This window comes from Sporosarcina sp. NCCP-2222 (assembly GCF_023168145.1).
In the GTDB taxonomy this organism is placed as follows: Bacteria; Bacillota; Bacilli; order Bacillales_A; family Planococcaceae; genus Sporosarcina.
This window is the reverse complement of sequence record NZ_BQYK01000001.1, coordinates 451,745-473,269: the sequence shown is the minus strand read 5'-3', so window position 1 is coordinate 473,269 and position 21,525 is coordinate 451,745. Positions and strand designations below refer to the sequence as shown.

Genomic DNA, 21,525 nt, shown 5'->3' with positions numbered 1-21,525 from the left:
TTTTTTGGAGGTTTTTTTAATGGAATTGACTACTTTATTTACAATGCAACGTGATTTGGACTCATTTATCCAAAATAACCATGAAGGCCATGTAGATTTATTTACGAAAAAAGGCTTGGCATTGCTTGTCGAGCTCTCTGAACTTGCGAACGAAACGAGATGTTTTAAATTTTGGAGCCATAAAGAGGCCTCTCCCCATCATATAATCATAGAAGAATATGTGGACTCGATCCATTTCCTGCTCTCCTTAGGTATTGAAAAGGGATTTGATACTCTCGTGCAAGAGTGGCCGGAAGGTGACGTGGAAGGAGAGTTAACAGATTTATTTATTGCTGCCAATGCTGCAATTAATCATTTTATTTCGGAACCGACAATTGAACGTTATAAAATGTTATGGATTCTTTACGGTGCAATTGCGAAAAAACTAAACTTTACGAATAAAGATGTTTGGCACGCATATCTAGAAAAAAATGAGGAAAATTATGCACGACAAAAGAAAGGGTATTAAAATACTTAATAGAAATATAAATATAGATTGACAGCGACCTCAAAGTAAAAATAAGATATAGATAAGTAAATAGGAGGAGGCGTAACTGTGAACGAGTGGAGTAAAGAAGACTTTGGAATTAGATTAAAAGCCTTACGCGAGCAACGCGGCTTATCAATGATGGCATTTGGAGCGGCTATTGGCACATCTGCCAGCCGGATAAAGGATTGGGAGAAGGGTAAAAATGCCCCATCTGCCGCTTGGATTGCTAAAATTTCTGATCGCTTTAACATTTCCACGGATGAATTGATCTTAGGAGACCCGCGTACATCACGCGCATTTACTGGCAATACGACAAGTATGGATATGCTTTATGAAAGGCTTCGCGAGCATTTGACAATCGATCGGGAACTGGAACAGGGTGATAGGCTTCCAGACCTATACACGGAAATTGATGCAGTGAATAAAGAAAAATATCGAAGTGGGAGAGGGAGAAGATTAGCAGAAAAGGAACTTCTTTCCATTCTAGTGGATCTACCTAAAAAGGATGTATTAGAGTTATTGGAACTCGCTAAGATGAAAAAACGCTGGCAATGAAAAGGAAGAAGGCATGGATTCGAAAAGGAGCCAGGTTGGTATGGATTTTTCTAATTTTTTTATTTATATTCATATTGTATAGGGATAACATGACAATAGGAGTAACTAGCTATGACATTCAATCTCCCAAAATCCCTAGTGAATTCAATTCCTTCCGAATTGTGCAACTGTCCGATTTACATGATGCCAAATTCGGAGAGCGACATGCCGGTCTTGTAAAAAAAGTGAAGGAGCTATCCCCGGACGCCATTTTTATAACAGGCGACTTCATTGATAGCAATCGTTTTGAACTCGATCGCAGTATGGAGCTGGTCGAGGAGTTAGAATCTGTTGCACCGTTCTATTACGTAACGGGCAATCATGAAATTTCAAGCAATGAAACAGCTCAAATTCTGAGTCGCCTGGAAAGCCGAGGAGTGCATATTCTGTCAAATACAGCCGTATTAATTGAACAGAAGGGCCAGCAGATCGCGGTTGGCGGCATTGATGATCCATTATCGAGCAGAAAAGCAGATGATGAGGCAGTCAAGGAGTTCATTTTACAGGCTTTTCAAGGTGTACCTGACTCTGTGTACAAAATTTTGCTTTCTCACCGTCCTGAGCAATTTGAGACTTATTATGCGCAGAAGATAGATCTTATTTTCAGCGGGCATGCACATGGCGGACAAATCCGTATTCCAGGGATTGGAGGGCTTGTAGCGCCAGGCCAAGGCTGGTTTCCCGGCTATACGGAGGGGCTTCATTCGAAAAAACAGAGTCAGATGGTCATTAGCCGTGGAATTGGCAACAGCATTATCCCGATTCGTTTATTTAACCAGCCGGAAATTGTTCTCGTCGAATTGCACCATCAAGTGGAGTAATCACTTACTATGTTAGAAGAAAGATTTTCAGGGATCCAATTGCTTAGAAAGCTAGTTTGAGAGGATTATCTTTTAAAGCTGAAATGGACTTCATTATTGAGCAATAAAGACTGTCACAAGCCACCTTACAAGTGGAAGGAGACAGTTTTTTTATTTCCACAAATAAATTGAAATCTGCGACAAGGACAATATGAAAATGGTTTCATTATGTTGTATGATAGAGACGTCAGAGTACATACAGTCGGGGAGAGGGTGGGAAAAGTGAAAGCATTTATGCATGCCGCTGGACAGATGCGACTTGGGGAACTGGAAGATCCCAGCCCGGGTATGGGTGAAGTGGTTGTCGCCTTGAAGGCTGCTGGCTTAAACCGAAGGGATTTAATGATTCCTGGTAGAAGAGGGGATGAAAGCAAACCGCTTGTGCTCGGTTCGGATGGCGCAGGAGTGATCGAAAGTATTGGAGCCGATGTCACAGACTGGTCAATCGGTGACGAAGTGATCATCAATCCCTCATTGCGCTGGTTTCAGAAAAGTGCAGCACCACCTGAAAAGTTCGATATCTTGGGTATGCCGGATCATGGAACTTTTGCAGAAAAAATTGTCATTTCGGCCGAGCAACTCGAAAAAAAGCCGGAGCGTTTGTCGTGGGAGGAATCGGCTGTCATTGGCTTATCGGTTCTGACTGGCTATCGGGCCCTGTTCACGCAAGGTGATTTAAAGACAGGACAAACCGTATTTATTCCAGGTGCAGGAAGCGGTGTAGCGACATTCATGATCCAACTTGCAAAAAGTGCAGGGGCCAAGGTCATTGTCACATCCAGAAGTGAAGCGAAACGTGAAAGTGCCAGGAAAATTGGAGCGGATATAGCGCTTGATACGAACAGTGATTGGGTAGCAGAGCTACAGGGCGAAACCATTGATTTGGTCGTGGAAAGTGTGGGCCGGGCTACATTCAACCGCTCCCTTCAGGTCTTGAAAAAGGGTGGAAAGATTGTCATTTTCGGTGCGACGACTGAAGATACAGTCGACTTTAATTTGCGATCATTTTTCTATGGACAATACCAGCTGTTCGGCACCACAATGGGCAGCAGGGAAGAACTGAGAGCAGCCTTGAGCTTTATAGAACTTCACGGCATTCGGCCGGTAATCGACCGCACGTTTCCTTTGGAAGAAGCCGAAGAAGCGTTTGAAAGGCTGAAGCATAATGAACAATTCGGTAAAATAGTAGTAAGCATATAATATAAATGAGGAATGGATTGGGTTTTATCATGAAAGGATGGGATAGGGATGGTAGATAAAACAAAACCGTTAACTGATTTGGCAATTGCATCGCAGGCGATCATGCAGCCAATTGGCAAGATTGCTGAAAAGGCTGGCATTCCAGAGGAAGCGGTCGAACCGTACGGCAGATACAAAGCAAAAATTGACGTCAGCAAGCTGCAAACGAAACAAGCAGCTGGGAAGGTCGTTCTAGTATCCGCCACTAGCCCGACACCTGCAGGGGAGGGGAAATCCACAGTAACTGTAGGTTTAGCAGATGCGCTTGCCAAATTAGGCAAGAAATCAATGATTGCGCTTCGTGAACCGTCACTCGGACCTGTTATGGGAGTCAAGGGCGGCGCAGCCGGTGGAGGGTATGCCCAAGTATTGCCGATGGAAGAGATCAATCTACATTTCAACGGTGACATCCATGCGATCACGACTGCCAATAACGCATTAAGCGCGCTGATTGATAACCATATCCATCAAGGAAATGCGCTTGGAATCGATCCCCGCCGCATAACTTGGAAACGGGCGTTGGATATGAATGACCGTGCACTCCGTCATGTCACTATCGGATTAGGGGGACCTGGCCAAGGCGTGCCAAGGGAAGATGGATTCGATATTACAGTTGCATCGGAAATCATGGCGGTATTCTGCCTTGCGACGAGCCTGAATGATTTGAAGGAGAAGCTCTCTCAAATGGTGATCGGCTACACGTATAATAAAGAGGCCGTTACTGTCCGCGATCTTGGCGTCGAAGGGGCATTGACGCTATTGCTGAAGGAAGCGTTCAAACCGAACCTCGTTCAAACGATCGAGGGAACCCCGGCTTTGATCCACGGCGGTCCTTTTGCTAATATTGCGCATGGCTGCAACTCATTGATGGCGACTAATACTGCGAGACAGCTTGCTGATATCGTCGTTACGGAGGCGGGCTTTGGTTCCGACCTCGGTGCTGAGAAATTCATGGATATCAAAGCACGCAAAGGTGGATTTGCGCCGGACGCGGTTGTCTTGGTTACGACAATCCGCGCTTTGAAAATGCATGGAGGAGTAGCGAAACAGGACTTAGGTGCGGAAAATGTATCTGCCCTGCAACAAGGAATTGTGAACTTGGAGAAGCATGTTGAAACGGTCCAAGCGTTTGGCATCCAGCCCGTTGTTGCACTGAACCGTTTTATTACAGATTCTAATGCTGAGCTGGACTTCGTCTTGTCTTGGTGTAAGTCAAAAGGGGTGCGCGCAGCGTTGACGGATGTGTGGGGACAAGGGGGACAAGGTGGCCTTGATCTTGCGAATGAAGTGCTTGCACTTTTGGATGAACCGAAACAATTTGCGCCATTATACGATGTAGAACAGCCGGTCATTGACAAAATTACAGCGATTGTTCAGAAAGTATACGGTGGTGAGGGAATCATCCTCACTGATAAAGCGATGAAGGATTTGAAGGCCATCGAGCAAAATGGATGGGATATCCTTCCGATCTGTATGGCGAAGACGCAATATTCATTTACGGATGATCCGAAAAAGTTGGGCAGACCAACAGATTTCAAAATCATAATCCGTGAAATTATCCCTAAGCTTGGTGCTGGTTTCCTCGTCTGCTTGACGGGAGACATTATGACAATGCCAGGCTTGCCTAAACAGCCAGCAGCCCTCCAAATGGGTATCGATGAAAATGGCAATGCTGTTGGGTTAATGTAAAGTAAATAAAGAAGGCGTCCAGTGTGGGTACTGACAAAGTCCACACTAAAATTTCTTAGCGCTGCTGGAGACGATTTATCGTTTCCAGCAGCGTTTTTCGGTTTGGTGCCGTGAATTTCAGTTCCAGGCGTACGCTTTCTTACCTGTAGTCAAGCGTTTTACTACTTTCTATAAGGCTTGTAATGAAGTAGAAATGTATATTCATTACAACATACTGCTGCTTTCCGTTCCGGCGCTCGCTTTCCGCAGGCATGGCTTCAGCAAATCGAACTTCGAAGGGTTCGATTTGCCTTAATTTCTGGGGTTACACAGAAATTAAGGCATCCCTATACTCTAAGCCGCTCCGCGGGGTCTCAAAGCTCCTGCTATTCCCGCAGGAGTCACTACAAGCATCAGGTGTCCTAAATAAATTAAAAAGAGGATGCCACATAGACCTTGCGAATAGTTGATTTTTCCGTAAGTCTTTATGTACTAAAGCGGCGCTATCCTGTTATGAAGCTTTGGCTGATTCGTAACAACACGGGATGTCGTGGTGAATAAGGTGAAATGCATATTCATACATGCGATCAACACAAGCAACCTTGTCGTTTTTTCTTTTTTTGAATTAAGGCGAATTTGTGAATTCCTCTCAAAAAATCAAATTATTTAGGTCGTTTAGCATAGTTAGGAGTGTATAAATAGTCTATAATGTTTATAAAATATACAGATTGCAAAAGGGGAATGCGTCTTTGGCTAGGAATTTTAGATTAAAACTAACGATAATCTTAATTGTATTCTCACTTGTGCTTTCCTTTGTCATTGCAGTGTTTGATTATATGAAACTGAAAGAAAGTGTCATTGCAAGCCAAGCTGCCAAGATTTCCATGGCAGAGGACAAAATAATAAGCAATCTATCAACCATAGATACCGTATATGATTTGTTCGACAAGGAAATGTCGGAAAGAATGAAGGAATACTCTCATGAGTTAGTTCAAAAATACGAGGAAGAATCCGATTTTACCCAATGGGATTTTAGTGAGCTAAAGAATAAGTTTGGTATGGAAGTTTTTATATTGAATGAAAATAATACAGTATTGTTTAGCAGCTTCAAACAAGATATCGGTTTGAACTTTAGCGATTGCTGCCCGAAGTTTTCCAACCTGCTGACTAGCAGGAGAGAAGGGTCAAACTTTTCGCATGACGGGATGGATATTCAATCGAAGACTGGGGAAATTAAAAAGTTCAGTTATATGCCTACTCCTGATCATCTTTACTTAATTGAATTGGCGGCCTCATTAGAGGATGAAGAAATATTTAAGAAGTTTAATTTCCTGGAGACGAGCAAGGAACTGGAAGATACATATGATATTATCGATAGCATACATGTCTATAACTCCGGAGGTTTTATACTTGGACAGAAAACCGATGATTACATACAGAAGAAAATTGAAGAGCCGTTTTATACCGTTTTCACTGAAGTCAACCAGAGCGGGGAAGTGAGAGAACTTACGCTGGTTGAAGATGGACAGCAAAAAACGTATCGATATATTCCGTATGTAGCGGAAGAAAGACGTGGTTATTCAACAAACCGTGTAGTAGAAATTGTATATAATGATTCCGAGTTGACGGGATTATTGCATGCATATAAAAACCAGTTCATCAAACAGCTTTTAGTCATTATCATGGCAGCAGTAGGTTTATCATTCATTATTGGCCGGCTTGTTGCCGCCCCGATTCACTTAGCGTTCCATGACAGTATGACAGGACTGAAAAACCGTGCTGCCTTCGAGGATGAAGTGCAAAGAAGCTTGGCCGGAGGGACTCCGCTAGCATTGCTTATGATTGATTTAGACAACTTTAAGCAGGTGAATGACCGGCTCGGACATGGAGAAGGGGATCGCATATTAAAACAGGCAGCTTCAATAATAGCTGATGTGGTAGAACCGAAGGCAGTTGCCGCCAGAGTAGGTGGAGACGAATTTCTAGTATTATTCAAAAAGGCAGAGAGGGAAGCGGTTTGCCGGGCTGCAGAACAACTTCTTTTAAAGATAGAAAGAAATGTAATCGGCATGCAGTTAACTGAAGAGATTCAGCTTTCCGTCAGCATCGGAATTGCATTCTCAGAGAAAGATGATACGTTTGATACGCTCTATGTAAAAGCAGACGACGCCCTCTACCAATCGAAAGAGAATGGTAAAAACCGGTACAGCATACATGACCCACTGTGTACTTGCTAACCCCATAAATAGGCGGAGAAAAGGATATGTCTTACTCCGTCTATTTTTTCTCCCAAGTTTCTAAAGAGAACTTTTACAGAAAAGGACTGTCACAGGCTATCAGTTTGCCACTGATCTTCTGGACAGTCCTTTGACTTATCTTATAGTGATTTATCGTCTACGCTGTTGAGCCATGATTCGATAGCGCCCACGACCGACTGTACGCAGCCGTCTTCAAAAGGAGAGATGAGGTTGGCTTCACGCACAAGCTCCGTAAATTTCTTTGAACCGCCGAGTCGGCAAAGGTGAATATAATCATTCCAAGCATCCTCACGGTTTTCCAGTGAGCGTTTCCAGAATTGGAATGCACAGATTTGTGCCAGTGTATAATCAATATAGTAGAATGGCACTTCGTAAATATGGGATTGGCGTTGCCACACGCCGCCAGCTTCCAAGTACGGATTGCCGTCGTAATCGCGCTTAGGCAAGTATGTTTTTTCGAGCTCTTTCCAAGCGGCTTTGCGCTCGGCAGGCGTCATTTCTGGATTTTCATAGACGATATGCTGATATTCGTCCACTGCGACACCGTAAGGCAAGAAGAGCAGTCCGCTGCTTAGGTGGGCAAATTTGTACTTCTCCGTTTCTTCCTCAAAAAACAGTTCCATCCATGGCCATGTGAAGAATTCCATGCTCATGGAATGGATTTCAGCCCCTTCATGTGTCGGCCATACGTATTCAGGAATTCCGATATTGCGGCTGGAATAGACTTGGAACGCATGCCCTGCCTCATGTGTCAGTACATCAATATCGCCAGATGTACCGTTGAAGTTGGAGAAGATAAACGGCGAGTCATAGTTGTCGATAAATGTGCAGTAGCCACCGGACTCTTTGCCTTTTTTCGCTTCCAAATCAAGCAAGTTTTTGTCTGTCATGAATGTAAAGAATTCATCCGTTTCGGGGGAGAGCTCTTGATACATCTTTTTGCCGTTTTCAATGATCCATTCGGAAGATCCTTTCGGCTTCGCATTGCCTGTTAAGAAATTCAATGATTGATCGTAGAATTTCAACTCATCAACGCCGATCCTTTCCGCTTGTCGATCGTATAGCTTATTCGCTAAAGGAACGATGTAGTCCCGCACTTGGTCACGGAAGTTCTTCACCATATCGGCATCATAGCCGATCCGGTTCATCCGGGCATAGCCAAGTTCCACAAAATTCTTGAATCCCAGTTTTGTTGCAATCTCATGACGGATTTTTACTAAATCATCGTAGATGCGGTCAAATTGTTCTCCATTGCTCTCATAGAATGCATAGGAGGTTTCCATAGCAGACTTTCTGACAGAGCGGTCTGTTGACTCCGCATATGGAGCGAGTTGAGCTAGAGTCAATGTTTTGCCGTCAAACTCGATTTGAGCAGAGGCTACCAGCTTGGCGTACTCCGAAGTCAGCTTGTTTTCTTGCTGTAAGAGAGGAAGGACTTCGGATGAAAATGACTTGATGGCATTATCCGCAAGTGCGAAAAGCTGTGGGCCCCATTTTTCTTCAAGTTCTTTTCGGAAAGGGGTTGCAACGAGCTCTTTGTAGAAAGCGGTTCCAAGTTCCTGGAATTCAGGATTGATTTCATCGAAATAGTCCCGTTCCTTTTGGTAGTATTCATCATTCGTATCAATGGAAGCACGAATATAAACCAAATTGGCCTGTGTCGAGAAATCGCTGCCGATCGCGTTAATTTTTTCAATTACTTCATTTTGTTTGTCGTACGAGTCCGCAGCGCGGAACTGTTCCAATAAATCATGGAATTGTTCTTTGATTTCGGCCATATCCGGTCTCGTATATTGGTAGTCTTCAAATTTCAACATATACATTTCCCCTAACGATCAAATTGTGAATAGTGCTCACTCTTTCATTGTTCCTTAATCTCTGGAAAATTGCAAAACAAAAATGTTGTCTGTGAATAAAAACAGTTTAAAATGAACGACGAGAAGTGTTTTTTAGTGTACGATGGTATCGAACAGTATATTTTTTTGGTGAGGATGATACAAATGGACATAATGGAGTATACACGGGAGGAATTGGTAGACCCGACCGGCATTTTAAGCGGCACCCGCTATGAATTTCATCTTTTCCTCCAGTTAGATCCCGAGGATGAACTTTACGATGAAAAAGGGACGGGCCTGCGGATCATCTTTTTGGTGGATGGTGAAGAAGAGAGAATCGTTTCCTACAACTTTTTTGAAAGGGCAACAGGGAATGTCCTCGACTTCGAATTAGATGAAGAAGAATACACGGAAATAGAGCAATTTTGCAAGGCACATCTTGCAGAATAAAAAATCGGAGCGCAAAAACGGCTCCGATTTTTTGTATATTTAGCACCACGCTAACCCCATTAGAAAGTGAAACGGTTGACCTCTTTTTGCAGGCTTTCGGCGAGTGAAGCAAGTGTTTGGGAACTCGTCGAAATCTCTTCGTTCACAGCCAGTTGCTCTTCAGTGGCTGCGCTCGTTTCCTGGGCGATGAATGCTGCGGATTCAGCTATCTTTTGGATCTGATGTGACGAGTGGTTGATCGATTCTGTCATATTCCGGATTTGGTCGATAGCAAGTGCGACACGATTCACATTGCCGTGCACTTCTTCGACAGCCTCTTCAATATGGTTGAATAATTGAAGTGAATTATCCGTTTCTGTTTTGCCGCTTTCGACTGTACTGCTGCCAAGGTTAATGGCAACAACCGCTTTCTTTGTAGCTGATTGAATCGATTCGATCATCGTCTCAATCTCGGTAGCAGACGTCTTGGATTGTTCGGCGAGCTTGCGGACTTCTTCTGCAACGACCGCAAACCCTTTACCATGCTCACCTGCACGTGCGGCTTCGATCGCGGCATTCAAAGCCAATAAATTTGTCTGATCCGAAATAGCAGTTATGAGAGAAGTCACCTGCTGAATTTCAGCTGATTGCTTGGCCATCAGTTGAATAATCTCGGCTGCTTCCTGAATGGTCGTTTGGATCTGGATCATTTTGCCTGATACTTCCCGAACTGTATGAGACCCGTCTGATACGTAGGAAATAACAGATTGCATAGACTCCAGCATGTTTTCATTGCTTTGTGCAATGGCCGTGACATCATGCGATAAGGTGCTGACTGATTCGGTCTGATCATTGATCAAAACTGTTTGCTGTTCACTTTCTCGCATATTCTTTTCTGAAGCAGAAGCAACCATTTCCGATGAAGCGAGGCTTTCCTCTGAGCTAGCTGATAACTGTTCGGCTTGTGCAGCCAATTGGTGGGAGGAGAATCGAATCTGCTCAAGAAGCTGTTTGACGTCGGCCACCATTCGGTTAAAGGCTGAAGCCATATCACCAATTTCATCCTTATTTTTTATTGTGACCTGTTCGATTGTCAGGTCCCCATCGGCTATTTGTTCCAGAGCAGTTGTCATCTTCTTCACAGGCAATCCGATTTTCCTGTTGATCATGTTCGTGACAATGATGGAAAGCATGAGCCCAGCCAGTATCAATCCGATTGTGATTGAATGAATGATCAAGGTCATATTCTCTAAGCTTTTTCTGGATGCCGCCATTTCTTCCAGCTGTCTTGCCTTCAGTTCTGTTGCCTTATCCATCATTTCCATATTTAAGAGGCTCGCTTGTTTTAACAGCACTCGGTTCTGTGTATCATTGCCCCTCATCAGCATATAACTGATATCATCCACCATCTGGCCGAACTCTTCATCCAGTGCTGTAAGTTCATCTACCAGATTTTTGTTCTCAGAGGAAGTAAAGGATTTGTTCATCTCTGCAAGCAATTCATCCGCTAGAGCTGTAGACTCATCCCGCTGTTTGACAAATTCCTGTGTTTTAAACAACACATAACTGCTGATAGCGATATATCTTTCTTTCTGGGCATTGATCAGCTCATCAGCCAGGCTGATTTTGTGCATGCGGTCGTCCAATAGGAATGCAAATTCATCGTTCATCTTTTTTGTCGAAATGAAAGATGCAGCTCCAATCAGGAGCATTAGGAAAAGTAATATGGAAAACCCGAACCATATTCTTTTGGATACCGATAGTCTCATGTGTGAACCCCCCCAAAGTCGCAATTGAATTTTTGTGAATCGGTACATATATCCTATTATACGGATTTGAGGAAATAATACTATAATTAAAATTAAAAAAAGTTAAGCGCTTCCAAATTTAATTTTACTATCCATGTGAACCGGCTATTGGAATGACAAAGAAATCAATGAAACAAATTGGGTGTTTTTTATTGAAAAATAGTAGATAATGTGTAGAGTAGATAAGTAAGAAATCAGAGGGAAGGGAAGCAGCTCTTCGTTCTGATCAAAGTCTAAGGAAAATGGAGTGTTCATAGATGAATAATGAAATTGTCGACATTACAATCATTGGAGGAGGCCCAACAGGTCTTTTCGCTTCTTTCTACGCAGGTATGCGGGAAATGTCGGTAAAAATTATAGATAGCCTGCCTCAATTAGGCGGACAGCTAATTGAATTGTATCCAGATAAGTATATTTATGATGTTGGCGGTTTTCCAAAAATCCTTGCTAAGGATCTTGTGGCGAATCTTGTGACACAAGCTCATTATTCCAACCCTGAAATCCATCTTGGCGAGACAGCAGTATCCGTGAAACGAGATGGCGATCATTTCATTCTGGAAACTGATAAAGGGGTTCATTTGACACGTACGATTTTGCTGACTGCGGGCATTGGAGCTTTCCAACCACGGAAAATCGGTTTAGCGGAAGAGGTGGACTTTGAGGGAACTACACTGCATTATGGGATTAAAGACCTTTCCTTGTTTAAAGACAAAAACGTACTTGTCTGCGGTGGAGGAGATTCAGCTGTTGACTGGGCTCTCATGCTAGAGGATATTGCATCCGATGTTTCCTTAGTGCACAGAAGGGAACGTTTTACAGCTCACGAAACAAGTGTCAACCAATTGATGGAATCCAAAGTCAATGTCTTGACATCACGTGCTGTAAAATCAATTTCCGGTGAAAACGGTATTGTCAGTGAAGTAGTTCTTACGCAAAAGGATGGCACTGAGGAAAGCGTTGCAATTGATCATCTAATCGTCAATTATGGAAACATTTCTTCCCTCGGACCGATTAAGGAGTGGGGCCTAGAAATGGATCGCAACTCCGTCTTGGTGAACTCAAAAATGGAAACAAATATTGAAGGAATCTACGCGGCAGGGGATATTACGAGCTATGATGGCAAAGTGAAACTGATTGCAGTCGGTTTAGGAGAAGCGCCGGTAGCAGTAAACCATGCCAAAGCCTACATCGATCCGAAAGCAAGACTTCAGCCGCTTCATAGCACAAGTGTGTTTAACTGAACCGAGTGAAGTCAAAAACCGCTCTCTCTGTAATATCAGTGAGGGCGGTTCTTTTTCTGAAAGCACAATAAGGCAGAGAACGAGTTAACGTTCTCTGTCTTATTTATGTTAGAGCAATAAGGATATAGCGATAATGAGCACTAGAGGTACAAGAATAATAAAATAAGATAAGGGCTGTCCAAAGTTGATGGTCCAGCCGACACCAAACCGCTTTTCAACGAAGAGGGATGGATCATTTCGGTTCACATAAAAAATGCCCGCTTTCCAATATGCATCCTCATCAACATCCGTTAATCCTTCTTTACTTTCTTCTACTACATTGATTTCTATCCGCGCTCCGCCTTGCCCGATCTTAAAAGCGTAAAATGCAGTTGCAGCCAAGAGAAGAATAACAAAACTGATTGGCAATACAAATAGAATCGCTGAGTTGCCAAGTTGCTCATGGATGTTGATCATTTGAAAGTAACCTAATAAAACGGTCACAAGGATAGAAACGAAAAACAAAAGCCAGCTTGAATACTTTCGAAAGGTAAGTTGCTGAATTTTGGAGGCTTGTTTTTTAGCAGCTCGCAGCCGAATTCCTGCACTTTTTGTCGACCAATGAATCAAGCCGAACATAGCTTGCATGATGAGCAGGATCAGCAGCATCGCAATGGCTGAAAATGGTGATTTATCACTGAAGGCATCCGGCTTCCCGTTCGGTCCCCAATGAGTCGGTATCTGATCTGGCAAGTCTGGATAATGAACCGCGGTGTACGCAAGCAATCCGAGTGTGATTGCCATCGGCAAAGCGAATAGGAATGTAGGAAGCATTTCATCCTGTGACCGCAAGGAAAGATCGGTCACGGTCACTTGTTTTAACTCGTTTCCCCAAGCCTCATTCTTTTTTAAAGCCATGACTTTTAGATGGAAGTAGAAATAGAGAATCATACTGCTTCCTAGCACAATGAACTGAAGGGCAAGTCCTGCCAGAATAAAGTTTTGTTCACTCATAACTGAAGATAGCCAGACAAATAATACACACGCCAGAACGCCGGTACTTAGCACCAATGCCGAATAGGTTCGTTTATAAGATGACAGCCTTGCATCATCTATATGGCTTTCGGGAATGGTAACACCAAATGTAACAGTCTGTTTTAAAAAATATGGCATGGCGGATTGTATAAGTGTCAGGAATGCAATGATGGTAAGAAAAATAGTCATTTCCATATAGTTATTCCTCCGTGAGTTCCGAAATGAGAGACGATGCAAGCGAGAGGATTTCATCTCGCGACATGCCATAGACGATCGATTCAGCGATTAAAGGGTGAAGTGTTTCGCGCATGCGGTCTCTGCTCGATTCTGAACTCACTTCAGGAATAGGATTGATGACAGCACCGGATTTGGGAATGACAGAAATAATCCCTTTTTGCTGAAGCTCATGATACGCCTTGTTCACTGTATGCATATTGACTCCCAAATCTGCTGCCAATGACCGGACAGATGGCAATGTATCGTTCGGTTTCAATTCTTTTTTCGCAATCAAAGCAATCAATTGATTGGCCAGCTGGGTATAAATAGGTATATCAGAAGCGGGTTCGATTTGAATGTGCAATGATCGTTCCTCCATTCTGTTCTAAAAGCATTATAACAAAAATGCCTACATATAAATAGCTTTGTTAGTTCTAAAAAAACAAAAAAGTGACGGACCACAAGGGCTCCGTCACATTTTTATTAGGTCTTATTGTTTCTACCATGTCACTCGTGTAATTCGGAGACGGTGACAAATGAATAGCCTTCGTTTTCTAAATACGTCAAGACAGCATCGAGCCCGTCTGCAGTCGACTGATGAATATCATGCATTAAAATAATGCTGCCGTCTTTCGTTTGCTGCTTCACTTTTTCTAGTATCTTGGTTGGGTCATGATGTTGCCAATCCAACGTGTCGACATCCCACAAGACAATCGGTATATCGGAAAGACCGCGAATTCGTTGGTTCACTGCCCCATAAGGAGGTCGGAACGCGGTCGCCTTTTGTCCTGTGACCTCTTCAATCTTGGAAGACGTTTTTTGAATTTCCTCCATTACCCGGGCACTTGGAAGTTTAACAAGATTCGGATGGTTCCACGTGTGATTTCCTAACTCATGTCCTGCCTGTTGAACCGCAGCGGCAACGTCAGGATAATATTCCACCCGGCTTCCTAACATGAAGAATGTTGCTTTGGCATTATGACGATTCAGGATTTCAAGAATCTGAGGCGTCACTTTTGGCTCTGGACCATCGTCGAACGTCAATGCAACTCTCTTGGCTAGAGATTGTTCGGGTTGAGTTGCTTCTTCTCCCTTGCCAGTTGTTTCATCCTCTTTTGAGCTTTCTGGATGGGAAGGCTGTTCTGGCTTTTTCCCAATTTGTCCTTCCGTCCGTAAAGGATCGGACTCTTCAGATTGATAAGCTTTCAACACAATCGAGTTAATAGAGGAAATTGGAACGGATACAATGGGCTGGCCAATTGTACGATCCGTCACAATCTGCGGATTGAGATAGAAGATGACCGCTTCATCTGTTAGTGCATACTCCCTAAAGTTACTCCACAAAGGAGTAAGCCACTTTTCATAGTCATCTGCCAATTTCCCCTGTAAGGATGGATCTGCCAGTAACTCCTTTTTCACTTTCGTAGATAGGACATTCAAATGTTCCGGATTACGGTTCATGACATCGGCAATGGTATGCATTGCGCCTGTCGAAGGATGTAAGTGGAAAGAATGAATGGCCAAAGATGTTTTTCCATCGCTGAAATTACTTCCAGATACCATGACAAAGGAATAATGACCTGATTTGTGGTGCATGGTCTCAAATGAGATATTGAGTTCTCCAGTCGGATCCTTCTTCGTTTTCTTCAATTGTTCCATACGTTTTAGAAAGGTTGCTCGTTCGTTATTTATGTAGGAAAGTACTTGTTCATTAAATTCTTTATGTGCACTTTGTGGATATTGAATGGCGTAGGGCAATTTTTTATCATTGGACGTTTCAGTGACAATTTTAATTCCTGGATAACTGGACTCGATGGATTCGATGGACACGGAAGCCGTTCCGTTTGTTTGGTTTTTCGGTTGCTCTTTGCTGTTACTCGGCCTGGAGATAATAAAGATCGCGGCAATGGTCAATGAAATAATGGTAATTGAAAACGCAAAATCAATCCAGATTTTCCGCCTAGGTTTTCTCATTCTGCTAAACTCCTTTTTCCTTTGTAAAGACTTAGACGGGGATAGTTGGAAAATAGTTTCGAATAAAACGATCTTTTGTCGAAACTTTATCTTTCTCTAGTATACAACATACAAAATCTGACACAATGGGTTAAGTAGTGTTTTTATAAAAAGAGAGTATAGAAATTAAACTTCTACTAGTAGTTTGTTTTAGCACAATACTAGATATTATAATTCAATCATCATTTTATAGTCTGAGGGTAGGGCCAGATTGCAGGTGGTATCTATACGGAAATTCTTGTATTCGTAAATAGAATCTTTTTTATTTAACATGCTTTAGAAAAATGTGACTTTCAATCTGTTGCTAACAAGCTAATTTCACTGCATAAAAATGATGGTTTTTACATCATGAAATCCCCGTCATTCCCTTTTATATGAGAGTTTTTTGTGATATAATGTCCAAGGCCCGGATCTTGCAAATGCGGGTTAGCTGTTATGTGTTTACAATCGAATATTGTTAAACCGAACTTGCTGTTATCCCTATTGCAAAGAGAAAAAACAGAAGGTGGTTGACGAAATGGAAAAAGGCGGATATCGGGTATTATTATTCTACAAATATGTTGAAATTGAAGACCCAGAAACATTTACTGCCGAGCATTTGGCATTTTGTAAGGAACTTGGCTTGAAAGGCCGTATCCTAATCGGCAAGGAAGGCATTAACGGAACATGTTCAGGTACGATTGAGCAGACCGATGCCTACATGGCGAAAATGCATAGTGATGAACGGTTTAAGGATCTCTGGTTTAAAATTGACGAAACGGATGGACATGCTTTCAAAAAAATGCACGTTCGTTACCGAACTGAAATCGTTAATTTGAGTCTGGATAAGGATATCGATCCAACTGAATTGACTGGAGAGTATTTAAGTCCAGAAGAATTTTATAAGCAAATGCAAGAAGAAAATACAGTTGTTTTGGATGCTCGCAATGATTACGAGTATGATCTCGGTCATTTCAGAGGAGCCGTGCGTCCAGATATCGAGACATTCCGTGAACTTCCTGAATGGATTGAGGAAAATAAGGAAATGTTTGAAGGGAAGAAAATCCTCGCTTATTGCACAGGTGGAATTCGTTGTGAGAAATTCACTGGATGGTTGAAGCGCGAAGGCTTTGAAGATGTAGCTCACTTGCACGGCGGCATTGTGACATACGGAAAAGACCCAGTTGTCAAGGGCCAGCTATGGGATGGACAATGCTACGTATTCGACGAAAGGATTGCCGTACCGGTCAATCAAGTTGAACACGTTATTGTCGGTCGTGATCATTTTGACGGTACACCATGCGAACGGTATGTCAATTGTGCGAACCCAGAATGTAATGCGAAAATCCTTTGCTCCGAAGAAAACGAGCATTTGTATATGAGAAGTTGTTCAGATGAATGCCGTACGCATCCGCGTAACCGTTATTTTGTAGAACATAACATGACGGTTGACGAGTTTAATCAACGGCTTGAAGCGATTGAAAAACGTCGTGAGGAAACAACGGCAACGGTCAATTGATTGTCCATATGCTGTTGAACATGTAAATTACTCAAAAAGACTGCAGTAAAATTCGAGTCATCTCGGATTTGGCTGCAGTTTTTGTTTTTCCGGCTGCCATGATCACCTCAGTTCTTTATCACTTAGCTCTGATTAGGTCTAAACTCACTCTATAACCTTGTGAACTGGAAATATTCATATCATATCGATTCATTTACTGCTGAAAAAGAAACTATTTAGTTTACCTGGCGTATAGGAAATAGATTTCCATTAGGAGGGAACAGACATGAGAGCGATCATCAGAACCGCTATAATATTGGCGTCCTGTATAGTAGCAGCAGGATGTTCCAATGGAGGTAAAACCGAAGAGCCGCAACCTGTAAGTGATTCAAAAGGACAAAAGCAGACAGAAGAGAAAGTAAATTCGGAAAGTCAGAACGAGGAAGAGGAACAAACACACAAAATGGCAATCCAACTTGGTCAGGCAGCGTCTACTGCTGAAGAACTGTCAAAGTTCCCGCCTGGTCAACTGACGAAAGGGTTTTCTATTGATCAGGAAACATCTATGTGGGTTGGCCAAGAGGTGCCAGCTGACATTCGTGAGGACTTTTTGGAAGAAATGAGACCGATTCTTGACTCGACTAAGGATCCAGAGGAATTGTATGCTGTGTTTCTTCACTTGCTTGGAGGCGCTCGATATCAGGAGGTTGTTGAGCCACTAGTTTATTTTTCACCAGCCTTTAAGGAACCGGTATTGCCCGAACCTTACGAAATTACAGCTGAAGGGAAACCGGCTTCTATCCCGTCAAAGGCAATTATTTTGTTGGACGCCAGCTCCAGTATGCTGCTCCAGGCTGACGGCAAGCTAAAGATGGATACTGCCAAAAGTGCGGTCAAAGGATTTGCTGCCACCATTGGCAATGAGAGTGACGTGTCATTATATGTGTACGGACATGCAGGAACTCAAAACAAATCGGATAAAGCTTTGTCTTGTGGGACGATTGACGAAGTTTACCCATTGAATAAATATAAAGGAAAAGAGTTTGAACAAGCCGTTGATTCAGTAAAAGCAAGTGGCTGGACCCCGTTGGCAGGTGCCATTAAACAGGCGCGGCTGGATCACGAAAAGACGGAAGAGGATTTAACATTATATATTGTCAGCGATGGAGCTGAGACATGCGATGGAAATCCAGTTGAGGAGGCAAAGGCTTTTGCCGAGCTTTCTAAGGAACGGCATGTGAATGTCATTGGTTTTCAAGTGGATCAAACAGCCGAAAGCCAATTGAAACAAGTGGCAGAGGCAGGGAATGGCACATATTTGGCAGCTAATTCCTTAGAGGAAATGACAGACGGAATCTCAAAAATGTGGCTGCCGTCTGATTTGGATTTAGTCAGTTTAATGTACTTTAAGGCAGATGCATGGCCCAAAACAATGGCTTATGACAAAGTACGGAGGCTGGCAACCTCAGCTCGAGACCTGATCCGTGTAGAGAGTAATCGTTTTGCGGGTGCAGCTAAACTTCTCGAAGCGGAAGGGTTAATCGATCAACCAACAAAGGATGAGCTGCTGAATATTGCAGAGAGGCATCGAGAGCAATACAATCAGATGATCAATACACTTGAGGAAGAGAAAGATACATTAATTCAAGATGAGTCGGATAGGATTGATAAAAAAATTGATGATTATATGAAACGGATCGATAAATTGAAAAAGGAACAAGGGAAATGAATGAACTGACGCCAGGTAAGCATACGTACCTGGCATCAGTCTTATAGATCGTTTAATCGGCAGTCGGCAAATCTGCTGTAGTGTTAGTCGTATCCCGTGGGAGCTTTAGTATGAGAAGGTATCCAATCGATTATTATTTGTATTCTAAAATCTTATAGGATATTAAATAAACGAGGAGACCAAAAACTGGTATGGATGCAGTTGTGAATAAGGGAAACCAAATATGATCAACAAAATAGTTAGGTATATATAGATAAGAACCAATCATCAGAAGGGAATAGACAAGTAGAAGTGCAAAGGCTATGCTGACTGCCTTCCGAGTGTTGACCACAGCCCTTTCATCCGAAACATTATATTCAAAACTCATAAATGCTTTAATATCTGATTTTTTGTCTCTTCGAACAAAAATGTATTGAATAATATTAGCGATTAGGAAGAAAAGAGCACTGCCAATAAAAAAATAGCCGGGCCAAGGCGAAATATACACGCTAAATTCTGTAATAAATCCTCTTTCCATTTTAATGAAATTTTGTTGGATGACAAGAAAATCATAAACCATTAAAGATGTTGAAATGAACAACATAATACGCAGAAAAACAGCCACATACATCCCCACTTTAATCATCCTCCTTACTAAATATTTCTTCAATCGGCAAGCCGAATACCTCACCAAGGTTCATGGCTAGTAATAAGGAAGGCGTATAGCTTCCTTTCTCCAAGGCTACAATGGTCTGTCTCGTTACTCCGACCTTCTCAGCCAGTTCTCCTTGTGTTAAATCAAATCTCGCTCGGAGTTCTTTAACACGATTTTTTATCATTGGACCAAACTCCTTGCAAGTCATGTTGTATGTATAGTATACCATACATATTGTAAAGTCAACCAGACTTTTTGGTGAGAATAGAGTAACAAACTTTTAAAAATAAATTGGAGCAAGATATGGAATTAGCGTAATAGTAAGGCCCTCTGATCAAGCTGAAATGAAAATCATATATGTATTGAAAAAATTCTTTATTTTGTCAAATTGATGCGAGACGACATTCTAGTCCTTCTTTTTGCTTGTAGATGGTATACTACTAAGAGTGAATTTGAATTTTGGAGGACTTTACAACAATGGAATGGAAAAATATTTATCGGGGATTCTTAATGGGAATCAGCGACTTGATACCTGGTGTCAGTGGAGGGACGATTGCGTTCATCCTTGGAATTTATGATCGTTTGTTATCATCAATTAGTGGTTTTTTTAGCCGGGACTGGAAGAAACACATTGGTTTTCTGTTGCCTCTTGGCATAGGGATCGGCTTAACATTAGTACTATTCAGTCGGGTTATCGATTATTTATTAAAGAATTATAATCAGCCCACTCAGTTTTTCTTTCTTGGTTTGATCATTGGCATTGTTCCTTTCATTTCTAAACAGGCGAATGTGCGGACGAATTTTAAATTTGGGCATTATCTTCTTCTGGTTCTAGTCGCAGCAGCTTTGGCATCGACGGCCTTCATCAAACCGGCTGACGCCGCTGTCATCACGTCGTTGACTGCCACGAATACACTGGGGCTGTTCTTGGCCGGCTGGGCGGGAAGCATGGCGATGTTGCTGCCTGGGATCAGCGGTTCGTTCATCTTATTGCTGCTAGGTGTCTACCCGACAGCAATTAATGCTCTTTCCACTATGAATTTCCCATTGATCCTCGTGATCGGTGCTGGTGTTATTGTTGGATTTATTGTGAGCAGCAAGGCCATTGCGTATTTACTGCATCATTATACGCACAGCATGTTTGCCATCATTATCGGATTAATTCTCGGCTCCATTTTCGTCATCTACCCGGGCATTCCTGAGAGTGGGACCCCGTTTGTGATGAGTGCTATTGCGCTGATTACCGGCTTAATTGTAGCGAACATGTTTAATGTGGCAGATCCAAAAACAAAATAAATGAATGTATGCACCGTTTCCGTGCGGATCACTTGTGAGTGATCCCATGGAAACGGTTTTTATTTGCAAGAAATAAAAAGAGATCCGTCCAATCCATTAGGAGGATGGCGGATCTTGAGTCTTTATGAAAGCGGGAGTGCCGCCATGACAATCCAACAAATATGGTAGACAACAACCATAATGTATAAGAGTAAAGCCGACAACAACAAAAATTGTAAATAGAGCCGATGTGTTATTTTAGTTACCAAAAATAAGAGTGCCAAGGGAAGGCAGAATTTGATCAAATAAAAAATAGGAATATTCATCTCGTATATGGATCTCATAACAGGGTTAAACTCTTCGATCAGCCCTTGGCGTAAGCCGAGATCTGTAAAAATGGCATCTATCATGCTTAAGCATAATAGCAGGAAAGATGCGTTCCATAATCTGCTTCTTGAATGGGGTAATGTTCTGGCTGTTTCCATGGTTTCACTCCCGATACATTGTTCACTGTTGCTAGTAACCGTTCCTTAGACATATAGCATATGGATTCTCGCTGTTTTTTATTCAAGCGATTGTCATGCTCGAATAAAAAATTCTGTATGGCCTTATTTTCACAAAAGAAAAAGGCATTGCATGACTGGCAATAAATGCTTATATTGAGTGGAGACAGATGGGGCAACGATTAGAATCAGGCCTGTTAACG

At 42.4% G+C, this 21,525-nt stretch carries 19 protein-coding genes; 11 read left to right on the top strand and 8 right to left on the bottom strand.

The window, feature by feature from the left end:
* The first annotated feature begins 19 nt into the window (after positions 1-19).
* From NCCP2222_RS02555 to NCCP2222_RS02530, 6 genes are all read left to right on the top strand, one after another.
* Entirely contained in the window at positions 20-508 is a 489-nt protein-coding gene (locus NCCP2222_RS02555) for a dUTP diphosphatase (protein WP_248509301.1), read from the top strand.
* Positions 509-595: 87 nt separating this feature from the next.
* Positions 596-1,084 (top strand): helix-turn-helix domain-containing protein, encoded by a 489-nt coding sequence (locus NCCP2222_RS02550; protein ID WP_248509300.1) that lies wholly within the window; start codon positions 596-598, stop codon positions 1,082-1,084.
* Positions 1,085-1,173: 89 nt separating this feature from the next.
* A complete protein-coding gene (locus NCCP2222_RS02545; RefSeq protein ID WP_248509299.1) occupies positions 1,174-1,944 on the top strand; it encodes a metallophosphoesterase in 771 nt (256 codons plus the stop codon).
* 261 nt (positions 1,945-2,205) lie between these two features.
* The gene (locus NCCP2222_RS02540) at positions 2,206-3,183 is read left to right on the top strand and encodes a zinc-binding dehydrogenase (RefSeq protein WP_248509298.1); all 978 of its coding nucleotides are present in this window, start codon (positions 2,206-2,208) and stop codon (positions 3,181-3,183) included.
* A 48-nt stretch (positions 3,184-3,231) separates the two neighbouring features.
* Positions 3,232-4,911, top strand: coding sequence for a formate--tetrahydrofolate ligase (locus NCCP2222_RS02535; protein WP_248509297.1), 1,680 nt, complete (start codon positions 3,232-3,234; stop codon positions 4,909-4,911).
* Positions 4,912-5,639: 728 nt separating this feature from the next.
* A complete protein-coding gene (locus tag NCCP2222_RS02530; RefSeq protein WP_248509296.1) occupies positions 5,640-7,127 on the top strand; it encodes a GGDEF domain-containing protein in 1,488 nt (495 codons plus the stop codon).
* 140 nt (positions 7,128-7,267) lie between these two features.
* Here the strand turns inward: NCCP2222_RS02530 and NCCP2222_RS02525 are convergent, their stop codons facing one another.
* On the bottom strand, positions 7,268-8,965 hold the full coding sequence (locus tag NCCP2222_RS02525; RefSeq protein ID WP_248509295.1) for a M3 family oligoendopeptidase: 1,698 nt from the start codon (positions 8,963-8,965) through the stop codon (positions 7,268-7,270).
* Positions 8,966-9,148: 183 nt separating this feature from the next.
* Here NCCP2222_RS02525 and NCCP2222_RS02520 point away from each other — a divergent pair, with 183 nt between their 5' ends.
* Positions 9,149-9,433, top strand: a complete 285-nt coding sequence (locus tag NCCP2222_RS02520; RefSeq protein WP_248509294.1) for a DUF6509 family protein — start codon at positions 9,149-9,151, stop codon at positions 9,431-9,433.
* Between the two features lie 59 nt (positions 9,434-9,492).
* Here the strand turns inward: NCCP2222_RS02520 and NCCP2222_RS02515 are convergent, their stop codons facing one another.
* Positions 9,493-11,181 carry a methyl-accepting chemotaxis protein gene (locus tag NCCP2222_RS02515; RefSeq protein ID WP_248509293.1) on the bottom strand — a complete coding sequence of 563 codons (1,689 nt, stop codon included), beginning with the start codon at positions 11,179-11,181 and terminating at the stop codon, positions 9,493-9,495.
* Positions 11,182-11,477: 296 nt separating this feature from the next.
* Here NCCP2222_RS02515 and NCCP2222_RS02510 point away from each other — a divergent pair, with 296 nt between their 5' ends.
* The gene (locus NCCP2222_RS02510; RefSeq protein ID WP_248509291.1) at positions 11,478-12,461 is read left to right on the top strand and encodes an NAD(P)/FAD-dependent oxidoreductase; all 984 of its coding nucleotides are present in this window, start codon (positions 11,478-11,480) and stop codon (positions 12,459-12,461) included.
* Between the two features lie 108 nt (positions 12,462-12,569).
* Here the strand turns inward: NCCP2222_RS02510 and NCCP2222_RS02505 are convergent, their stop codons facing one another.
* From NCCP2222_RS02505 to NCCP2222_RS02495, 3 genes are all read right to left on the bottom strand, one after another.
* Positions 12,570-13,670, bottom strand: coding sequence for a DUF1648 domain-containing protein (locus NCCP2222_RS02505; protein WP_248509283.1), 1,101 nt, complete (start codon positions 13,668-13,670; stop codon positions 12,570-12,572).
* Positions 13,671-13,674: 4 nt separating this feature from the next.
* Entirely contained in the window at positions 13,675-14,055 is a 381-nt protein-coding gene (locus tag NCCP2222_RS02500; protein WP_248509282.1) for a GntR family transcriptional regulator, read from the bottom strand.
* A gap of 143 nt (positions 14,056-14,198) precedes the next feature.
* Positions 14,199-15,665 (bottom strand): polysaccharide deacetylase family protein, encoded by a 1,467-nt coding sequence (locus tag NCCP2222_RS02495; RefSeq protein WP_248509281.1) that lies wholly within the window; start codon positions 15,663-15,665, stop codon positions 14,199-14,201.
* 556 nt (positions 15,666-16,221) lie between these two features.
* Here NCCP2222_RS02495 and trhO point away from each other — a divergent pair.
* Together trhO and NCCP2222_RS02485 are read left to right on the top strand one after the other, a co-directional pair.
* Complete coding sequence (trhO, locus tag NCCP2222_RS02490; protein ID WP_248509280.1) at positions 16,222-17,202, top strand: oxygen-dependent tRNA uridine(34) hydroxylase TrhO; 981 nt, start codon at positions 16,222-16,224, stop codon at positions 17,200-17,202.
* 265 nt (positions 17,203-17,467) lie between these two features.
* A complete protein-coding gene (locus NCCP2222_RS02485; RefSeq protein WP_248509279.1) occupies positions 17,468-18,910 on the top strand; it encodes a VWA domain-containing protein in 1,443 nt (480 codons plus the stop codon).
* Positions 18,911-19,043: 133 nt separating this feature from the next.
* On the opposite strand, the gene NCCP2222_RS02480 is transcribed toward NCCP2222_RS02485, so the two are convergent.
* Positions 19,044-19,526, bottom strand: coding sequence for a hypothetical protein (locus NCCP2222_RS02480; RefSeq protein WP_248509278.1), 483 nt, complete (start codon positions 19,524-19,526; stop codon positions 19,044-19,046).
* A gap of 1 nt (position 19,527) precedes the next feature.
* Positions 19,528-19,728 carry a helix-turn-helix transcriptional regulator gene (locus NCCP2222_RS02475; protein WP_248509277.1) on the bottom strand — a complete coding sequence of 67 codons (201 nt, stop codon included), beginning with the start codon at positions 19,726-19,728 and terminating at the stop codon, positions 19,528-19,530.
* 293 nt (positions 19,729-20,021) lie between these two features.
* Between NCCP2222_RS02475 and NCCP2222_RS02470 the strand changes: the two genes are divergently transcribed.
* Positions 20,022-20,840 (top strand): DUF368 domain-containing protein, encoded by an 819-nt coding sequence (locus NCCP2222_RS02470; RefSeq protein WP_248509276.1) that lies wholly within the window; start codon positions 20,022-20,024, stop codon positions 20,838-20,840.
* A gap of 122 nt (positions 20,841-20,962) precedes the next feature.
* Here NCCP2222_RS02470 and NCCP2222_RS20840 read toward each other — a convergent pair whose 3' ends face one another.
* Positions 20,963-21,304 carry a DUF5658 family protein gene (locus NCCP2222_RS20840; protein ID WP_483882512.1) on the bottom strand — a complete coding sequence of 114 codons (342 nt, stop codon included), beginning with the start codon at positions 21,302-21,304 and terminating at the stop codon, positions 20,963-20,965.
* Positions 21,305-21,525 lie beyond the last annotated feature (221 nt).